Origin of the sequence: Cytobacillus sp. Bac17 (genome assembly GCF_024519925.1) — a bacterium.
GTDB lineage: Bacteria > Bacillota > Bacilli > Bacillales > Cytobacillaceae > Cytobacillus > Cytobacillus pseudoceanisediminis.
In genome coordinates this window covers 604,765-623,174 of record NZ_JALJRC010000001.1, presented here as the reverse complement: position 1 = coordinate 623,174, position 18,410 = coordinate 604,765, and the positions used below count along the sequence as shown (strand labels likewise).

Sequence of the window (18,410 nt, the reverse complement as noted above, 5' to 3'; positions counted from 1 at the left end):
AATGTATTTGATGTATCGGGATTTAGCGGTATTGTTTCCGTCCGTAAAAGGGATAAAGGATAATGAGCTTGAATTTCATACGGTCGCTTCCTCCTCTTCCGCTCTGCAGCCAAAAGGAATTTATATTCCTTTTGGAGAGGCCGGAAATCTGAAAGAAGCTATAGAAAATGGGGCTGTTGCTGCTCTCTGGCATGAGAATGCAGAGACGCCGGCATATACCCCTAATCATTTCCCTATTTTTTATACTAACGACTTAACGAAAGGCTTAAAGGACATCATGAAATTATATATAGAAAAATTAAACAAATCAGAAGAAAAGATGAACACAACTAATTTCCTTATTTCAGGTGAAAAAAGTCTTAAAGAAAACGAAGCAACATATGATATTGCTGTGATGGCTGAAAGATTAGCGGAAGCTGCAGGAAATGCCAAGCGGGAAAGGAGGGGATAAGTATGATGGAGCAAGTTATTTTTTTCACAATATTGGCAGGCTTTTTAATAACTGTTTTGCTGTCTCCCATTTTTATTCCCTTCCTGAGAAGACTGAAATTCGGGCAGAGCATCCGTGAAGAAGGCCCTAAATCCCATCAGAAAAAGACAGGTACCCCGACAATGGGCGGAATCATGATTCTTCTTTCTGTTACGGTGACCACTTTGCTTATGACCGGGAAATTTTCAGGGCCTACTGTAGAAACTTATTTGCTGCTGCTGGTTACCCTGGGCTTTGGACTCCTCGGTTTTCTTGATGACTTTATTAAAGTAGTATTAAAGCGCAACTTAGGTCTGACTTCAAAGCAAAAGCTGCTGGGCCAAATCATTATTTCTGTTATTTTTTATTTTGTTTTCAAGCAAAATGATTTTTCAACAGAAGTGCATATTCCGCTGACAGACATTTCGATTGATTTGGGCTGGTGGTATGTTTTATTTATTATTTTCTGGCTGGTCGGATTCTCGAATGCTGTCAATCTGACAGATGGACTTGATGGTCTTGTTTCAGGAACTGCTGCAATCGCTTTTGGAGCATTTGCAGTACTGGCATGGAATCAATCCCAATTTGAAGTTTCCATTTTTTCTGTAGCTGTAGTGGGAGCGGTATTGGGTTTCCTTGTCTTTAATGCCCACCCTGCAAAGGTGTTTATGGGAGATACAGGATCACTGGCTTTGGGAGGGGCTATTGCGACCATAGCCATCTTGACAAAACTTGAAATCATCCTGATTATTATCGGCGGTGTTTTTGTTATTGAAACATTATCTGTTATTTTACAGGTGGCATCTTTTAAGACCACCGGGAAGCGGATCTTCCGTATGAGCCCGCTCCATCATCATTATGAATTGGTGGGCTGGTCAGAATGGCGTGTTGTCGTTACATTCTGGACCGTAGGCCTATTATTTGCAATCTTAGGAATCTATATTGAGGTGTGGGTGTAAGTGAAAGAAGTCAATCGCTATCGACATAAAAAAATATTAGTACTGGGTCTGGCCAAAAGCGGAGTGAGTGCAGCTTCCCTTTTACATAAGCTTGGAGCATTTGTAACTGTTAACGATTTTAAGCCTCTTGCGGAAAATCCTGAAGCTCAAGGACTGCTTGAACAAGGGATTACGGTTATATGCGGGGGCCATCCAATTGAACTTCTGGAAGAGGGGTTCGAGCTGATTGTAAAAAATCCGGGTATTCCTTACCATAATCCAATGATAAAAGGAGCTCTTGAAAAGGGCATACCGGTCATTACAGAGGTGGAGCTTGCCTTTCAGGTCTCTGAAGCTCCTTTTATTGCGATTACAGGTACCAATGGAAAAACCACCACAACTACTCTTGTGTTTGAAATGCTTCAGGCAGGAAGCAAAATGCCGCTGATAGCAGGAAATATTGGAACAGTAGCTTCCGAGGTTGCCCAGAATGCTGCAGAAGAAAATAATATCGTGATTGAGCTTTCATCGTTTCAGCTGATGGGTATTCAGGATTTCAGGCCGAGAATCGCCATTTTAACAAATTTATATGATGCCCATTTGGATTATCATGGTACTAGAGAAGAGTATCATGCAGCCAAAGCCAATATTACGATGAATCAGACTGAAAAGGATTATTTCATAGTCAATGCCGATCAAGATAAAGTAATGGAAGCCGCTGCACGGTCAGAGGCGAAAATAATACCTTTTTCAACTTCCAGAGTCCTGTCTGAAGGGGCATATGTCAAAGATGGCTGGATTTATTTTAATGATGAACAAGTGATGAAAAGAAAAGATGTTTCATTGCCGGGAGAGCACAATCTTGAGAATATCCTGTCCTCAGTGGCTGCTGCCAAGCTGACCGGTGTCGGGAATGAAGCCATTAGCCAAGTTCTAAGTTCGTTTACCGGAGTCAAACACCGCCTGCAGTATGTAGGCGAATACCAGAGCAGGAAATTTTATAATGATTCTAAAGCAACGAACATTTTAGCAACGAAGAATGCAGTGTCAGCATTTGATCAGCCTGTCATTCTTCTTGCAGGCGGTCTTGACCGCGGAAATGGCTTTGATGAACTCATCCCATCTCTCAAAAAGGTAAAAGCTCTTGTAACCTTTGGACAAACAGCTGAAAAGATTGAAAATGCAGCGATGGAAGCGGGAATAAAAACAATTGAGCGTGTCGATAATGTTGAAAAAGCCGTACCTGCCGCCTTTAAGCTTTCAGAGCCAGGAGATGTGATTCTGCTTTCTCCTGCTTGTGCAAGCTGGGACCAATATAAAACTTTTGAGGTTCGGGGAGACATGTTTATAGATGCGGTGCATAAGCTTAATTAAGGGCTTGTCTGCGGGACTATGGGAACTTCAGCAAAGGCATACATCTGCTTCGCGTGACATTTAGAGCTTTAATAAGGAACGCAATAAGACTTCCGGAAAACAGGTAAGTTTATTTGCGGCAGGAAAAAAGTTCCTTGATAGCCCTAAAACTTGCATTCGAGGTGTTTTCGTTGCCGACCAAAAAAACCACTCCCGATGTTATATTAATGATCGTCACTTTTATGCTGCTTGCTGTAGGATTGACTATGGTATATAGTGCAAGTGCAATTTGGGCAGATTATAAATTTGATGATTCTTTCTTTTTTGCGAAAAGGCAAATGCTTTTTGCCGGAGTTGGAATTATTGCGATGTTTTTTATCATGAATGTGGATTATTGGACCTGGAGAACATGGGCAAAGGTTTTAATCATTGTCTGTTTTGTACTTTTGCTCCTGGTGCTCATTCCGGGAATCGGCAATGTGCGAAATGGCTCGCGGAGCTGGATTGGTGTAGGAGCATTTTCTGTTCAGCCTTCCGAGTTTATGAAGCTTGCCATGATTGTGTTTATGGCAAAATTCCTCTCCGAAAAACAAAAGCTGATCACCTCTTTCAGAAAAGGTCTTGTTCCATCTTTAGGGCTTGTATTTTTAGCATTTGGATTAATAATGCTGCAGCCTGATTTAGGCACTGGAACTGTAATGGTGGGTACTTGCGTCGTCATGATTTTTATCGCGGGAGCGAGGATCAGCCACTTTGTCTGGTTTGGCGTTGCAGGTTTAGCCGGATTTGTCGCACTTGTTCTGTCAGCCCCATACAGGATAAAGCGGATTACTTCATTTTTAGACCCATGGGAAGATCCTCTGGGCAGCGGATTTCAGATTATCCAATCCTTATATGCAATAGGGCCTGGAGGATTGTTTGGCCTTGGCCTTGGACAGAGCAGACAGAAGTTTTTTTATCTTCCTGAGCCGCAGACAGATTTTATCTTTGCTATTTTAGCTGAGGAACTGGGATTTATAGGCGGATCCTTTGTCATTTTATTATTTGCACTTCTTTTATGGCGCGGCATCCGCATAGCACTGGGCGCCCCTGATTTATATGGGAGTTTCTTGGCTGTTGGGATCATAGCAATGGTCGCTATTCAGGTAATGATAAATATTGGTGTAGTAACAGGACTGATGCCTGTTACTGGCATCACACTTCCGTTTCTGAGCTACGGGGGATCGTCTTTGACACTGATGCTCATGGCTATAGGGGTTCTGCTTAATATAAGCAGATATGCAAGGTACTAGCGCATTTTATAACATGCATTTCGGAAACCCTGTGAAGCAGGGTTTCTTTTTTGGAAGAAATAATTTATCCAGCATAGAAGAATTATCAAACTTCTTTGCAATTTTGCACATTATTACATTTCTTTAACATTATGATGTACGTTCCTATCTATTTGTTTTGAATATAGTAGAATAGGGAAAAGAGGGGGAGTGTTTTCCGCTCGAACGCTGGATGACCTTCACTAAATCTGTAAGCTTTATATTTGTTCATAAAATAAAGCTTTGATTTCTTTGATAATTAGACTCTTTTTTGAGGTGAAAGAATGAAAATTGCTGTTAGCGGCGGAGGAACTGGCGGACATATATATCCGGCACTTGCGCTTATAAGACAAATAAAGAAAGAACATAAAGATGCCGAATTTTTATATATTGGAACTGAAAAAGGGCTTGAAAATACGATTGTCAATCGTGAAAATATCCCTTTTAAATCAATACATATAACGGGTTTTAAAAGAAAACTTTCTTTGGAAAATGTTAAAACTGTTTTAAGGTTCCTGAAAGGCGTTCGTGAAAGTAAAAAGATGCTTAAGGAATTTAATGCGGATGTCGTGATCGGCACCGGCGGTTATGTTTGTGGTCCTGTTGTATATGCTGCATCAAAGCTTGGCATCCCAACCATAATCCATGAGCAAAACAGCGTCCCGGGATTAACCAATAAGTTTTTAAGCAGATATGTTGATAAAATCGCAGTCTGCTTTGAAGAAGCAAAGGCTTTTTTTCCGGATACTAAAACAGTCATGACAGGAAATCCTCGTGCTTCAGAGGTGCTGGGACAGGATGGGATCAGGGGGAGACTATCAGCAGGATTAAAAACGGGTGTCCCTGCTGTGTTAATCTTTGGAGGCAGCAGAGGGGCAAGGCCAATTAATGATGCAGTTCTAAAAACTCTGGCTGAGCTGGGTGAAAAGCCATATCAGGTTTTATATATCACAGGGGACGTCCATTATGAGGATGTACAAAAAGAAATAGAACTGGTCGGAAGCCCTGAAAATGTAATGATTAAACCATTTATTCACAATATGCCAGAAGTGCTGGCCGGAGCAGACCTGGTCGTGTCACGTGCTGGAGCCACAACTTTGGCAGAGATTACCTCTTTAGGAATTCCGAGCATTTTAATCCCAAGCCCATATGTAACAAATAACCACCAGGAGAAAAATGCAAGGGCGCTAAGCGACCATGGTGCTGCAGAACTATTGCTTGAAAAAGAGTTAACAGGGAAAAAGCTTATTGACAGCATCGACCGAATCATTCTCGATAAAGATAAGATGAGTAACATGAAGGAAGCTTCAAAAAAACTTGGAATCCGTGATGCTTCAAATAGGCTATACACATTAATGGCCGAATTGGTTTCCAATAAGGTGAAGTAGCCCCAAATAGTAAATTTGCATAGAATAAATAAATTTAGGCACAGATCAATAGAAAGGGAGGTAAATATGGACGAATTTATCAGCAAGCTTAGAGAATTAAACATCGGAACAGTTAAAGAAAATGAGCCGATGGCTAATCATACAACAATGAAAATTGGCGGACCCGCCGATTTGTTTATTGAGCCTTCTTCCATAGAAAACCTGGCAAAAGCGATGGAACTGATCCAGAGCTATGAAATGAAATGGAGAGCAATTGGAAGAGGATCTAATTTGCTCGTATCTGATGGAGGCATAGAAGGAGTGGTCATTAAGTTGGGCCGCGGCATGGATCAACTGGATCTTAATGGTGCGGAATTAAGAGCAGGCGGGGGTTATTCATTGGTTGCCCTCTCCACAATTATCAGCAAAAAAGGCTTGTCAGGTCTTGAATTTGCCAGCGGAATTCCGGGGTCTGTAGGCGGAGCAGTTTATATGAACGCTGGTGCTCACGGTTCTGATATTTCGCAGATCCTGACCAGAGCACATGTTCTTTTCGAAGATGGGAAGATGGAATGGCTCACGAACGAAGAAATGGAATTCTCTTATAGAACATCCGTCCTTCAAAAGAAACGTCCGGGTATTGTTCTGGAGGCCGTTTTCCGGCTTACAGAGGGAGACAGGGAAAAAATTTCCTCTGCAATGCAAAAAAATAAGGATTACAGAAAGGAAACCCAGCCTTGGAACTACCCATGTGCAGGCAGTATTTTCCGTAACCCGCTTCCGGAATATGCTGGCCAGCTGATAGAAAAAGCCGGAATGAAGGGCCATAGCATCGGCGGTGCGCAAATTTCCAATATGCATGGGAATTTCATCGTAAATGCGGGAGATGCCAAAGCGGAAGATGTACTTGCATTAATTCAGCATATTAAGGATACAATCTTTGATTTGTATGGAGTAAAGATGGAGACAGAAGTGGAAATAATCGGTCGAAAGTAACGGGGAATAATACCTTACGTATACCATTTATTGTGATATAATAATTTATTAGATAACAGTAAATGTAGTAAAAACGGCATGGTTTACATGCCGTTCTCTTCCCTAATTCAGTATTGCATAAATTTTGCTGGACAAGCTGCTTTGTTTTAATTTATTGTCCTTGCGCTATTCTGAAAAAATATGAAGGTATACTCTAAACTTCTATAACTGTCTAGCTCCAGCGCCTATCCCCTCGAGTTGTCGGGGGTGGGCAAGGCGCTTGTGCTTTTCTTAATGGGGTGATAAAAGTGGAGAAAAGTAAGGTTGTCTCGCTTGAGGATCGAATACCGAAGCTTAAACAGCAAAGAAAGAAGAAAGCGAACAGAAGACTGATCTTTTTGCTGCTGCTTTTTTTCTCGCTGATTGTTTTAGTTATTTACTTTCAATCGCCCTTAAGCCATATTAAACAAATTAAGGTATCCGGCAATTCAATTTACGATAAAGAAGAAATTATTCAAATTAGCGGTGTTACTGAAAAAACAAATATTTGGAAGGTTGACGAAGAGGCTATTGAGGGTAAGCTTAAAGAACTGCCTGAAATAAAATCTTCAACTGTTAAAATTCAGCTGCCAAGCACAATTAATATACAGGTAGATGAACTGAAGCGCATTGCCTACATAGCGAAAGAGAAGCATTACCTTCCTGTTATGGAGAATGGGAGCATATTAAAGGATGAAAAGGTTGCGGAAATCCCTGTCAACGCTCCCATCCTTAATGACTTTTCTGAGGGCGACATCCTTAACATGATGATTGGGGAGCTTGAATCACTGCCTGAAGAGGTGTTAAATTCGATTTCCGAAATCCATCATTCTCCCAAAAAGACAGATTCCAACCATATTACTTTGTATATGAATGATGGTTTTGAAGTAAGTGCTACTTTAAGAAGCTTTTCAGAAAAAATGGCACACTACCCTTCTATCATAAGCCAGCTGGATCCTGAGAAAAAAGGAATCATCGACTTGGAAGTAGGCTCTTATTTTAAAGCTTATGAAACAGAGGGAGCTGAAGAAGTTGAAAAAGAAAATGAAGGTGAAGGGTAATCATGTAATATTCTCCCTGGTGTTTCTCGTACTGGGTTACATGATGGCTTTTTCCTATCACCTTACACAGGGAGAAGATGAAAAGCCGGCATTAAGCGGAAAACAGTGGGAAAGAGATTTGGAACTTCGTAATCAGCTTGTCGAATTGGAGGAAAAAAACAGAGCTCTTCAAAAAGAATTAAATACAAAACAGGAAAACGTTCTTGACATTGAAAAAGAGCTTTCACAGGAAGCCCAGGTTTATTTTAATCTTGCCGAGGATGCTGAGAAGTACAGGATGCATCTTGGTAAAGTAAAAGTAAAAGGTACAGGAGTGGAAGTAACTCTGGCAGACGGTGACTACGATCCGGATGAAGATAATATTAACAATTATATCGTCCATGAACACCATGTTTTTAAGGTTATTAATGAACTCTATATTTCCGGAGCTTCCGCAGTAGCTATAAATGGCCAAAGATTATCACACAGTTCCTATATTGTTTGCAATGGGCCTGTTATAGAAGTTGACGGCTACCAGCATCCCGCCCCTTTTGTCATCACTGCCATTGGTGATGCCGAGGTGCTTTCCTCTGCTCTGAATCTGACAGGCGGAGTAAAAGACACATTGGTGGATGAAAACATCCATTTCACATTAGAAAAAAAGGGCGAAATCATCATGGAACCATTACTGGGTTCGTAAAGCCAATCCAGCATTGTAAGCAGTATTAATTTGTCCACAGAATAATTTATTCGGGAAAGCAAGGTGGAATTAAAGTGGACAGCAAGAAGAAATTCAGCTTTACCTTTATAACCGTAATAATTGGCTTTATGATTGCCATACAGTTTCAAACAGTTAAGGAACCGGCTGTCCGGGATACAAGGGATACCTGGCAGCTTAGAGGTGACATCCTTAAAGAAAAAGAACTGCAATTAAAACTTTTGCGGGAAATTAGTTCAAATGAAGAAAAAATTGCCCAATATGAAACAAAGCGCAAACAAAGCAAAGAGCAAGTGCTTCGTGATACGCTGGAAGAATTAAAAATGGAAGCCGGACTAAGTGAAGTGACGGGACCAGGCATAATCATAAGCATTGAACCGGTGCATGAGGAGCTTCTTCTGGGCAAACAGGCTGATTCTGTTTCCCCGGATTTGCTCAAGAGGCTTGTCAATGAGTTAAATATGTATGATGCCAAGCACATTTCCATTGGAGGCAGAAGGATCATCAACACGACAGTCATAAGGGATATCAACAGTGAGACCATGATAGATGGATTTGCCTTAAATCGCCTGCCTATAGAAGTGAAAGTAATAACTGAGAATACCCAATCTGCCGAGAAGCTTTTTAATCGCATGCAAGTATCAAATACTGCCGAAGAATTTTTCATTGACAATCTGAGGGTTAAGGTGGAAAAGTCTGCAGAGCCTGTCACGATTCCTGCATATGATGAGGCATTGAGAATCAGACATATGGAGCCTGTGAAACCTGACGAAGGAGGCAAATCATAATGTGGCTTCCTGTTTTAGGATTGATCATTGGTGTGATACTTGGACTTATGACAGATATAAAAGTGCCGGATGAATACTCGAATTATCTTTCCATTGCTGTTCTTGCTGCATTGGATACTCTATTCGGAGGGATCAGGGCGCAGCTTCAAAATATTTATGATGAAAAAGTTTTCGTTTCCGGTTTCTTTTTTAACATCCTGCTGGCAGCAAGTTTAGCTTTTCTGGGTGTCCATCTTGGTGTAGACTTGTACTTAGCAGCAGTATTTGCTTTTGGGGTCAGGCTTTTCCAAAATATTGCGGTCATCAGAAGAATTTTAATCGCAAAATGGTCCCAAAACAGAGAAAAAACAGAAAAAAATGATATTTAAAAAAGGGAAAGTATTAGTTTTGACGAATAATTTTATAGATAAACTAACTTATTAAAACAAACAACAGCAAGAAAAGATTGTTGTTCAATAATCGGAATTGCAAAAAAAAGGAGGTGCCAGAGAATGAACAGCAATGAAATATATGTTAGTCTTGACATCGGTACATCCAGTGTAAAAGTAATCATTGGGGAAATGGTCAATGACTCTTTAAATATTATTGGTGTTGGCAATGTACAGTCAGAAGGGTTACGCAAGGGTTCCATTGTTGACATAGACGAAACCGTTCATTCTATTAAAAAGGCAATCGAACAGGCTGAGAGAATGATAGGAATGGAGATAAAGAATGTGATTGTAGGAATTACCGGCAATCATGTTATGCTTCAGCCATCCCATGGTGTTGTTGCAGTCTCGAGTGAAAATAGGGAAATTACAGACGAAGATGTTGCTAGAGTCATAGACGCGGCACAAGTTGTATCGATCCCGCCGGAAAGAGATATTATTGATGTCATTCCAAAACAGTTTATCGTTGACGGATTGGACGAGATCAGTGATCCCCGCGGAATGATTGGTGTGCGGCTGGAAATGGAAGGCACCATTATTACAGGATCGAAAACGATTTTACATAACACCCTGCGCTGTGTTGAACGCGCTGGCCTTGAAATCATGGATATTTCGCTTCAGCCTCTGGCAGCAGGTGCATTCGCTCTTTCAAAAGATGAGAAAAATCTGGGAGTTGCACTTGTTGATATTGGCGGCGGCTCCACAACTATTGCCATATTTGAAAATGGATCATTAAAGGCAACCAGTGTGCTTCCTGTAGGGGGAGACCATATCACAAAAGACTTATCTATCGGACTCCGCACATCTACAGAAGATGCAGAAAAAATCAAAACAAAATATGGCTACGCGTTCTATGACCATGCATCTGAAGATGAGGTATTCAGTGTTCCCATCATCGGAAGCGATCAGCATCAGCAATTTAATCAATTGGAAATTTCAGATATTATTGAAGCCCGGATGGAAGAGATTTTTGATCTTATCCAGCACGAAGTGAAACGTCTTGGAGCAAAAGATCTTCCAGGGGGCTATGTACTATCTGGAGGCGTAGCTAATACCCAGGGAATTCTTGAACTGGCACAGGATATATTCCAAAATAGAGTGCGTATCGCAATCCCTGATTATATTGGCGTGAGGGAACCGCAGTATACGACTGCTGTTGGATTGATTAAGTTCGCATATAAGAATGCTAAAATACAGGGCAGAAAAATGGAGCAGCCAGTGACTGTCCCTGAAGCTAAAGAAAAACGAGTGCAAAAACCGCAACCGCAACCGAAAACAAAGCCGGAAAAACAGCCGGAAGAAAAAATCACATCAAGAGTTAAAAAGTTCCTCGGATACTTTTTCGAATAACTTGATTTGATTCGCAAGGGTTAGGGAAACGGAAATCAAAAGCCATACGGCGGATAGAAAAATGCACTGAAAAGCCATTTTGGGAGTGCGTATAAAAAAGCGAATCAAAAAAGGTGTTCTTAGGAATATCGACGAATTAGGAGGATTAGTCATGTTGGAATTTGATACAAATTTGGATTCATTAGCAACTATAAAAGTCATCGGCGTTGGAGGCGGCGGTAACAATGCAGTAAACAGAATGATTGAGCATGGTGTTCAAGGTGTCGAGTTTATTGCTGTTAACACGGATGCTCAGGCGCTGAACTTATCAAAAGCAGAAGTGAAAATGCAAATCGGAGGCAAACTTACAAGGGGACTTGGAGCAGGTGCCAACCCTGAGGTAGGTAAAAAAGCAGCAGAAGAAAGTAAAGAGCAGGTAGAAGAAGCACTGAAAGGTGCTGATATGGTATTCGTCACTGCTGGTATGGGTGGTGGTACAGGAACAGGAGCGGCTCCAGTTATCGCCCAGATTGCACGTGATTTAGGAGCGCTGACTGTTGGTGTTGTAACCCGCCCATTTACTTTTGAAGGCCGCAAGCGTTCCACTCAAGCAGCCGGCGGTATTGCTGCTATGAAGGAAGCGGTTGATACGCTGATCGTCATTCCTAATGACAGACTGTTGGAAATTGTTGATAAAAGCACTCCGATGCTTGAAGCATTCCGCGAAGCGGATAATGTTCTGCGCCAGGGTGTTCAAGGTATTTCCGACTTGATTGCTGTTCCAGGATTAATTAACCTCGACTTTGCAGATGTGAAGACAATCATGTCCAATAAAGGTTCTGCACTAATGGGTATTGGTGTCGCTGCAGGAGAGAACCGTGCAGCAGAAGCGGCGAAAAAGGCGATTTCATCACCTTTGCTTGAAACATCAATTGATGGTGCACAAGGCGTCTTAATGAATATTACTGGCGGATCAAATCTAAGCCTATATGAAGTACAGGAAGCAGCTGACATTGTTGCTTCAGCTTCAGATCAGGACGTGAATATGATCTTCGGTTCCGTAATTAATGAAAACCTTAAAGATGAAATTGTTGTAACGGTTATTGCAACTGGATTTAATGAAGAGGTGATCCAGCCTAAGCCTATGAGGCCAACATTCGGACAGCCTAAATCTTCCCCAGGCATGGGAACGTCTATGAAGCGTGAACCAAAGAGAGAGGAAGCTCCGCAAGAACCTGTAAGAAGCAGCCAATCTCAACAGCCGGAAGAAACTTTGGATATCCCGACGTTCTTACGCAACCGTAACCGCAGAAGATAAAATTTGATTGAAAAAACCCCTGTAATCAATTTGATTCCAGGGGTTTTTTAGAATTGTTATTGAAGGTTTTTTACACAGATAAGCATGGCTCTATGAGCCATGCAAAAATTATATTTAAACCATCTGAGTTTCCTTTAGCTGCATAGAAGGTCCAAAGAATTCATATCGGATATTTTCCTTCTGAAAGCCTGCTTCAAGCAATGCCTCGTACATAGCCTGCATAAATGGTACTGGCCCGCACATATAAACCATACTATCTTTATTTGGCACTATGGTGTTTAACCAGTCTGAAGTAATATAGCCTTCTTTGCTGAAGGTCTTTTCGGCTATATCTTGTTCTGTTGGACTTTCATAGCAGAAATATGTTTTTACCAATGAATTCCTTTTTTCAATTTCATGTACTTCTCCTAAAAATGCATGTACATTCCCGTTTAGTGCAGCATGAACAAAAATAGTTTCATGATTTACTCCTGTTGCATCAAGATGACGCAGCATGCTGTGCATTGGTGTAATGCCTACTCCGCCGCTAAGCAGAACGACAGGATTATTCATTTTATCCAGAACAAATTCTCCGGCAGGAGCACTTATTTCTATATGATCGCCCTCTTTCAGATCATTGTGAAGATAGCTGGAAACCTTTCCGTCCGGTTTTTCAGAATGGCCTTCTTCTTTCTTAACAGAAATTCTGTAATATGACTTTTCCGGAGAGTCAGAAAGGCTGTATTGGCGGATATGTGTATAATCTTCTCCTGGAATATTTAATTTCAAACTAATATACTGGCCAGGAAGATAACTGGAAATATTCCCCCTATCGTCAGGTGTAAAATAGAAGGAAGTAATTACATCACTTTCTTTCACCTTTTTTGCAACAGTGAATGTTCTGAAGTCATCCCAGCCTCCTGGCTTATCAGCGGCATCCTCATAAAGGCTCTTTTCTAATCCGATGAATGCATCCGCAATCACACCATAAGCTTTAGTCCATGCATCAATAATTTCTTCAGTAGCAGCCTCTTTCAGCACTTCCTTGATTGCAAGAATTAAATGCTCTCCAACAATCGGATAATGTTCAGGCTTAATGCCTAAGGATCGGTGCTTATGAGCGATTTGTGTGACAACCGGGAGAATAGCTTCCAGGTTATCGATATATTTTGCAGCAGCATATACTGAATTTGCCAGTGCTTTTTGCTGTCGTCCCTGTTTCTGATTAGCATGATTAAAGATGTTCAGCAGTTCAGGGTGATTTGTAAACATTAACTTATAAAAGGTTTTCGTAATATCTTCGCCATGTTTTTCAAGTACAGGTACAGTGCTTTTAATAATTTCAATTGTTTTTGTGTCCAGCATATCAGCAAAACTCCTTTTTATTATTTTCACTGTCATTATAGTTGATATTGAAAATAATAAATGTGATATAAATCACACCCAGTGAAAAATGAAGGAGCATTAAATAGAAAAATAATGACAAAATCCGTTGGGAATAGGGAAAATTTCTATCTTTTTGCATACAGAAAGCGACACACTTCCTTTACTGAAATGCGCTATACTTTTTTCTAACAGAATCATAGCACAATAAATATATGAGAGAATTTGACTGCTAAAGTCAATCTGCCAGATGCTGATTTTGAAGAGGAAGCAAGAAGTATAACTATAATCTTTATAACTGTCTAGCTCTAGCGCCTAACCTCTCGGGGTGTCGGAGGTGGGCAAGGCGCTTGCGCTTTTCTAAGGGGGAAGATAATTGACAGTCTATTTGGATATTATCTGGGCGCTGAATTTTATGTTTGACAGCCTTCTCCTTTATCTAACAGCCATAATACTAAAAAGGGAAATCAGGCTTTGGAGGATTTTTGCAGGCGGCTTAATAGGATCGATCATCATTTTATTAGTATTTACACCATTTAATGAATTTTCAGGTCACCCAGTCACTAAATTATTATTCTCGGTTGCAATGGTATTGGCTGTTTTTGGCTTTAAGCGTTTGCGTTACTTTCTAAAAGGGCTCATGACTTTTTATTTTGCTACTTTTTTAGTTGGAGGCTCATTAATAGGCATTCATTATTTTATTAATTTTGATTTTCAGCTTTCTTCATCTGTCATGCTCGCCAGTGTTAAAGGCTTTGGTGATCCAATCAGCTGGCTGTTTGTACTTCTTGGGTTTCCTCTTGCCTGGCATTTCTCTAAGAGAAACGTTGAAGGAATTGAGATGACAAAAATACAATATGACTCTTTAATTATGGTGCGTGTTGTTATCAATGAAACAGAATTCCGTTTCAGAGGCCTGATTGACAGCGGCAACCAGTTATACGATCCCATTTCGAAAATGCCAGTGATGTTTATATCCATTAAAGACAGGCTTGACGAGTTCCCGCCTGAAATAATTAAAATGGCAGGGAACCCGGAAGATATCATTATGGGCAGTGATTCAATTGGCGGGAATTGGGAGCATAAAATGAGGGTTATTCCATGTAAGGTTGTTGGACAAGAACACCAGTTGATTATAGGATTCAAGCCTGACCGCATTCTCCTTGAAAAAGAGAATGAAATAATAGAATCGGAGCGAGGATTAGTTTCCTTTTCCATGCAGCAGCTATCTGCGGACGATGCGTTCCAGTGCATTGTTCATCCTAAGATGCTTACAGGTACAAGTACAATGAAGCAGGATGCAAAAGTAAGTTAATATACTATACTCTGCAAAAACCTAATTTAGAAGGAGGACAAATCATGAAAAAGTTAAAACTTCGCTTATCCTACTATTGGTATAAATTATTGATTAAGCTGGGGATCAAAACAGATGAAGTATATTATATAGGCGGCAGCGAAGCACTACCTCCTCCACTTAGTAAGGAAGAAGAAGAAATGCTCCTGATCAAGCTTCCGAAAGGAGATAAAGCTGCAAGATCCATTTTAATTGAAAGAAATCTGCGTCTTGTTGTATATATCGCCAGAAAGTTTGAGAATACAGGCATCAATATAGAGGACTTGATCAGCATTGGAACCATTGGGCTTATCAAAGCTGTAAATACGTTTAATCCAGAGAAAAAAATCAAGCTGGCTACATATGCATCCCGCTGTATTGAGAATGAAATTCTAATGTATTTAAGAAGGAACAATAAAATCCGTTCTGAAGTTTCCTTTGATGAACCCCTCAATATTGATTGGGATGGCAATGAACTCCTTCTTTCCGATGTGCTTGGCACTGAGGATGACATCATCACAAAAGACCTTGAAGCAAATGTTGATAAAAAGCTCTTGCTAAAGGCATTGCATCAGCTTTCAGATCGGGAAAAACAGATAATGGAGCTTAGATTTGGCCTTGGATCGGGTGAAGAAAAAACTCAGAAGGACGTGGCAGATATGCTGGGTATTTCTCAGTCCTACATTTCACGACTGGAAAAACGAATAATAAAAAGATTAAAAAAAGAATTTAATAAGATGGTTTGAAACTTTAAACAGGAATATTTTTTTACAAAATTTTGCAAGGAGAAAACCTAGTGTTTATGATGCTTTGACCGTTTCCCCATCCGGCAGTCAGATTAGCCGGTGCATATTTTTCCTTTCCAAGGAGATACTGTTTTTTGTACAGCAGCTCCTGTGAGGAGGGAAATGGATTGACTCGAAATAAAGTAGAAATTTGCGGTGTTGATACTTCAAAGCTTCCAGTTTTAAAAAACGAAGAAATGAGAGAGCTCTTCAAGCAAATGCATAAGGGGGATATAACCGCACGGGAAAAACTCGTCAACGGCAATTTGCGTCTCGTATTAAGTGTGATTCAGCGTTTTAATAACAGAGGCGAATTTGTTGATGACCTTTTCCAGGTCGGCTGTATCGGTCTAATGAAATCTATTGATAATTTTGATCTAAGTCAAAACGTTAAGTTTTCCACCTATGCAGTTCCGATGATCATTGGGGAAATACGCAGGTATCTGCGTGATAATAACCCGATCCGCGTCTCGCGTTCATTAAGGGACATTGCTTATAAAGCTCTGCAGGTAAGAGAACGTTTAATGAGCAAAACATCCAGAGAGCCTACGGCGGAAGAAATAGCAAAAGAGCTGGATGTGCCTCATGAAGAAATCGTTTTTGCATTAGATGCAATTCAGGATCCTGTCTCCTTATTTGAACCCATTTATAATGATGGCGGAGATCCGATCTATGTGATGGATCAGCTGAGTGATGAACGGAACAAAGATATTCAATGGATTGAAGAGATAGCCTTAAAAGAGGGAATGAGAAGACTGAATGAACGGGAAAAACTGATTCTTAGAAAACGCTTCTTCCAGGGCAAAACTCAAATGGAAGTGGCAGAGGAAATCGGCATTTCCCAGGCTCAAGTTTCAAGGCTTGAAAAAGCGGCAATCAAACAAATGAATAAAAATATTCAAAGCTAGCAGCCAATTTGGCTGCTTTTTATATTTACCAAACATTTTTCCTATAGGGGCAAACATATATTGAATAAGAACATAAATTGGGAGTGAAATGTCGATGGTGAAAATATCTGAATTTCAAATGAAGGATGTTGTAAATGTAGCTGACGGCAAAAAGCTTGGAAATATTGGGGATATAGATATTAATATAAATACAGGAAAAATTGAAGCCGTCATTATCGGGGGAACGGGAAAAGTGTTAGGTTTTTTTGGGAGAGATGCTGATATTGTCATACCGTGGAAAAATATTATAAAAATTGGTGAGGATGTCATACTGGTCCGCTATCAGGATGCGATTGAGCCAAAATATATTGAGGAGGAAGCATAAGAGTTGTTAATGGTGTCATCACTGCCTGCCTTGTGGTAAACTATAGAAAAATAAGATGGGGTTAATCGCATGGAACCATTTTCTTTAAAAACGGAAGAGTATTTTGTCATAAAAGAGTGGGCAGATCGTTTTCCTAATATAACTGCCGGTTTTACAACTAAAAATGGCGGCTGCAGCCGTAATGAATACAAAACGCTTAATGTAGGATTGCACGTGAACGACAGCAATGAAGCAGTCAGCCGAAATCGGCAGCATGTGGCTGACTTGCTTGGGTTTTCTCATGAAAAATGGGTTGGTGCTGAACAAACTCATGAAATAAACATAAAAAAAGTTACCAGAAAAGATAAAGGGAAAGGTGCTCTTGTTTACGAGGATTCCTTTTCTGGTACTGACGGGTTTTTCACTTATTCTAAAGGTGTCATGCTGACTCTCTGTTATGCAGATTGTGTGCCGCTTTACTTTTTGCATGAAAAGACAGGAGCCATAGGCATGGCCCATGCAGGCTGGAAAGGTACTGTCGGGGGGATTGGCAGGAAGATGGCCGAGCTATTTGCCAAAGAAGGCATTGACTTAAGTGAGGTCCAAACCGTGATTGGCCCTTCCATTTGCGGTAATTGTTATATAGTTGATGACCATGTTATTTCAAAAGTGCAAAAAATACTAGAAGATGTCGATATTAAGCCATATAATCAAATTAGTGACAATCAATTCCAGCTTGATTTGAAAGAACTAAACCGGACAATTCTGACAAATGCAGGAATTCCTCATGAAAATATTATGATTACTGATTATTGCACAAGCTGTCATGAAAACTATTTTTTCTCCCACAGAAGAGATAGGGGAAAGACGGGCAGAATGATGAGCTTTATTGGCTGGAAGGAGGAAGTCGGAAGCTAAATGAGAGTAGAAGATAATTTAAAGCAAATTGAGTCAGCTATAAAGGAAGCGTGCATAAAGGCCAACCGTAAGCCAGAAGAAATTACCCTCATTGCTGTTACTAAGTATGTATCAGCCGAACGGGCACAAGAAGCACTTGAAGCAGGAATTGTTCATTTAGGTGAAAATAGGGATGAAGGACTGCTTGCCAAGTGGGATGTGTTAAAGGACAAGCCGACATGGCATTTTATTGGAACGCTGCAAACGCGCAAAGTGAAAAATATAATTGATAAAGTTGATTATATCCATTCACTGGACAGGCTTTCCCTCGCAAAGGAAATCGACAAGCGGGCTGATCGAAAGATAAATTGTTTTGTTCAGGTTAATGTCTCAGGGGAAGAGTCGAAACAGGGAATAAATCCTGAAGAGGTAGCTGACTTTATTTCATGCCTGGCTGATTATAAAAATCTCAATGTTATCGGCCTTATGACAATGGCACCTCTTTCAGATAACGAGGAATTGCTTCGTTCCTGTTTCCGGAAGCTAAAGAACCTGCAAACAAAGGTGAAAGATCTGGGGTTTGATTTTGCTCCTTGTACTGAGCTTTCAATGGGCATGTCTAATGATTTTTCCCTGGCAATTGAAGAAGGTGCCACAATGGTGAGGATTGGTACTGCTTTAGTAGGTCAAAAGAGTCAGGAGGTTTGATA

The 18,410-nt window shown here is 40.5% G+C and carries 19 protein-coding genes; 18 read left to right on the top strand and 1 reads right to left on the bottom strand.

Annotated features, from left to right (window positions below):
* Position 1: 1 nt before the first annotated feature.
* From NR125_RS03065 to ftsZ, 12 genes are all read left to right on the top strand, one after another.
* Positions 2 to 451, top strand: a complete 450-nt coding sequence (locus tag NR125_RS03065; RefSeq protein ID WP_009330887.1) for a hypothetical protein — start codon at positions 2 to 4, stop codon at positions 449 to 451.
* Between the two features lie 2 nt (positions 452 to 453).
* Complete coding sequence (gene mraY / locus NR125_RS03060; RefSeq protein ID WP_009330885.1) at positions 454 to 1,428, top strand: phospho-N-acetylmuramoyl-pentapeptide-transferase; 975 nt, start codon at positions 454 to 456, stop codon at positions 1,426 to 1,428.
* Positions 1,429 to 2,781 carry a UDP-N-acetylmuramoyl-L-alanine--D-glutamate ligase gene (gene murD / locus NR125_RS03055; protein ID WP_009330883.1) on the top strand — a complete coding sequence of 451 codons (1,353 nt, stop codon included), beginning with the start codon at positions 1,429 to 1,431 and terminating at the stop codon, positions 2,779 to 2,781.
* A 170-nt stretch (positions 2,782 to 2,951) separates the two neighbouring features.
* Positions 2,952 to 4,052 carry a stage V sporulation protein E gene (spoVE, locus tag NR125_RS03050; protein ID WP_009330880.1) on the top strand — a complete coding sequence of 367 codons (1,101 nt, stop codon included), beginning with the start codon at positions 2,952 to 2,954 and terminating at the stop codon, positions 4,050 to 4,052.
* A 302-nt stretch (positions 4,053 to 4,354) separates the two neighbouring features.
* Positions 4,355 to 5,458, top strand: coding sequence for an undecaprenyldiphospho-muramoylpentapeptide beta-N-acetylglucosaminyltransferase (murG, locus tag NR125_RS03045; protein ID WP_009330878.1), 1,104 nt, complete (start codon positions 4,355 to 4,357; stop codon positions 5,456 to 5,458).
* Between the two features lie 66 nt (positions 5,459 to 5,524).
* A complete protein-coding gene (gene murB / locus NR125_RS03040) occupies positions 5,525 to 6,433 on the top strand; it encodes a UDP-N-acetylmuramate dehydrogenase (RefSeq protein ID WP_009330876.1) in 909 nt (302 codons plus the stop codon).
* A 287-nt stretch (positions 6,434 to 6,720) separates the two neighbouring features.
* Positions 6,721 to 7,512 carry a cell division protein FtsQ/DivIB gene (locus NR125_RS03035; RefSeq protein WP_009330874.1) on the top strand — a complete coding sequence of 264 codons (792 nt, stop codon included), beginning with the start codon at positions 6,721 to 6,723 and terminating at the stop codon, positions 7,510 to 7,512.
* Positions 7,496 to 8,191: a DUF881 domain-containing protein gene (locus NR125_RS03030; protein WP_256814709.1), complete on the top strand. Its 696-nt coding sequence runs from the start codon at positions 7,496 to 7,498 to the stop codon at positions 8,189 to 8,191. Before NR125_RS03035 ends, NR125_RS03030 begins: the two co-directional genes overlap by 17 nt.
* A gap of 74 nt (positions 8,192 to 8,265) precedes the next feature.
* Complete coding sequence (locus NR125_RS03025; RefSeq protein ID WP_009330870.1) at positions 8,266 to 8,997, top strand: DUF881 domain-containing protein; 732 nt, start codon at positions 8,266 to 8,268, stop codon at positions 8,995 to 8,997.
* On the top strand, positions 8,997 to 9,365 hold the full coding sequence (locus tag NR125_RS03020) for a small basic family protein (protein ID WP_019381715.1): 369 nt from the start codon (positions 8,997 to 8,999) through the stop codon (positions 9,363 to 9,365). Before NR125_RS03025 ends, NR125_RS03020 begins: the two co-directional genes overlap by 1 nt.
* Positions 9,366 to 9,488: 123 nt before the next feature.
* Positions 9,489 to 10,775, top strand: coding sequence for a cell division protein FtsA (gene ftsA, locus NR125_RS03015; protein WP_009330865.1), 1,287 nt, complete (start codon positions 9,489 to 9,491; stop codon positions 10,773 to 10,775).
* 151 nt (positions 10,776 to 10,926) lie between these two features.
* The gene (gene ftsZ, locus NR125_RS03010; RefSeq protein WP_009330863.1) at positions 10,927 to 12,072 is read left to right on the top strand and encodes a cell division protein FtsZ; all 1,146 of its coding nucleotides are present in this window, start codon (positions 10,927 to 10,929) and stop codon (positions 12,070 to 12,072) included.
* Between the two features lie 114 nt (positions 12,073 to 12,186).
* Here ftsZ and hmpA read toward each other — a convergent pair whose 3' ends face one another.
* Positions 12,187 to 13,416: an NO-inducible flavohemoprotein gene (gene hmpA / locus NR125_RS03005; RefSeq protein WP_009330861.1), complete on the bottom strand. Its 1,230-nt coding sequence runs from the start codon at positions 13,414 to 13,416 to the stop codon at positions 12,187 to 12,189.
* Between the two features lie 394 nt (positions 13,417 to 13,810).
* On the opposite strand from hmpA, the gene spoIIGA reads away from it, so the two are divergent.
* From spoIIGA to NR125_RS02975, 6 genes are all read left to right on the top strand, one after another.
* On the top strand, positions 13,811 to 14,749 hold the full coding sequence (spoIIGA, locus tag NR125_RS03000; RefSeq protein WP_009330859.1) for a sigma-E processing peptidase SpoIIGA: 939 nt from the start codon (positions 13,811 to 13,813) through the stop codon (positions 14,747 to 14,749).
* 44 nt (positions 14,750 to 14,793) lie between these two features.
* Positions 14,794 to 15,513 carry an RNA polymerase sporulation sigma factor SigE gene (sigE, locus tag NR125_RS02995; RefSeq protein ID WP_009330857.1) on the top strand — a complete coding sequence of 240 codons (720 nt, stop codon included), beginning with the start codon at positions 14,794 to 14,796 and terminating at the stop codon, positions 15,511 to 15,513.
* Between the two features lie 167 nt (positions 15,514 to 15,680).
* Positions 15,681 to 16,460, top strand: a complete 780-nt coding sequence (gene sigG / locus NR125_RS02990) for an RNA polymerase sporulation sigma factor SigG (protein ID WP_026041699.1) — start codon at positions 15,681 to 15,683, stop codon at positions 16,458 to 16,460.
* Between the two features lie 94 nt (positions 16,461 to 16,554).
* Positions 16,555 to 16,824, top strand: a complete 270-nt coding sequence (locus tag NR125_RS02985; protein ID WP_009330854.1) for a YlmC/YmxH family sporulation protein — start codon at positions 16,555 to 16,557, stop codon at positions 16,822 to 16,824.
* A 69-nt stretch (positions 16,825 to 16,893) separates the two neighbouring features.
* Complete coding sequence (gene pgeF / locus NR125_RS02980) at positions 16,894 to 17,721, top strand: peptidoglycan editing factor PgeF (protein ID WP_009330853.1); 828 nt, start codon at positions 16,894 to 16,896, stop codon at positions 17,719 to 17,721.
* Entirely contained in the window at positions 17,722 to 18,408 is a 687-nt protein-coding gene (locus NR125_RS02975) for a YggS family pyridoxal phosphate-dependent enzyme (RefSeq protein WP_009330851.1), read from the top strand. It begins immediately after the preceding gene.
* Positions 18,409 to 18,410: the final 2 nt, after the last annotated feature.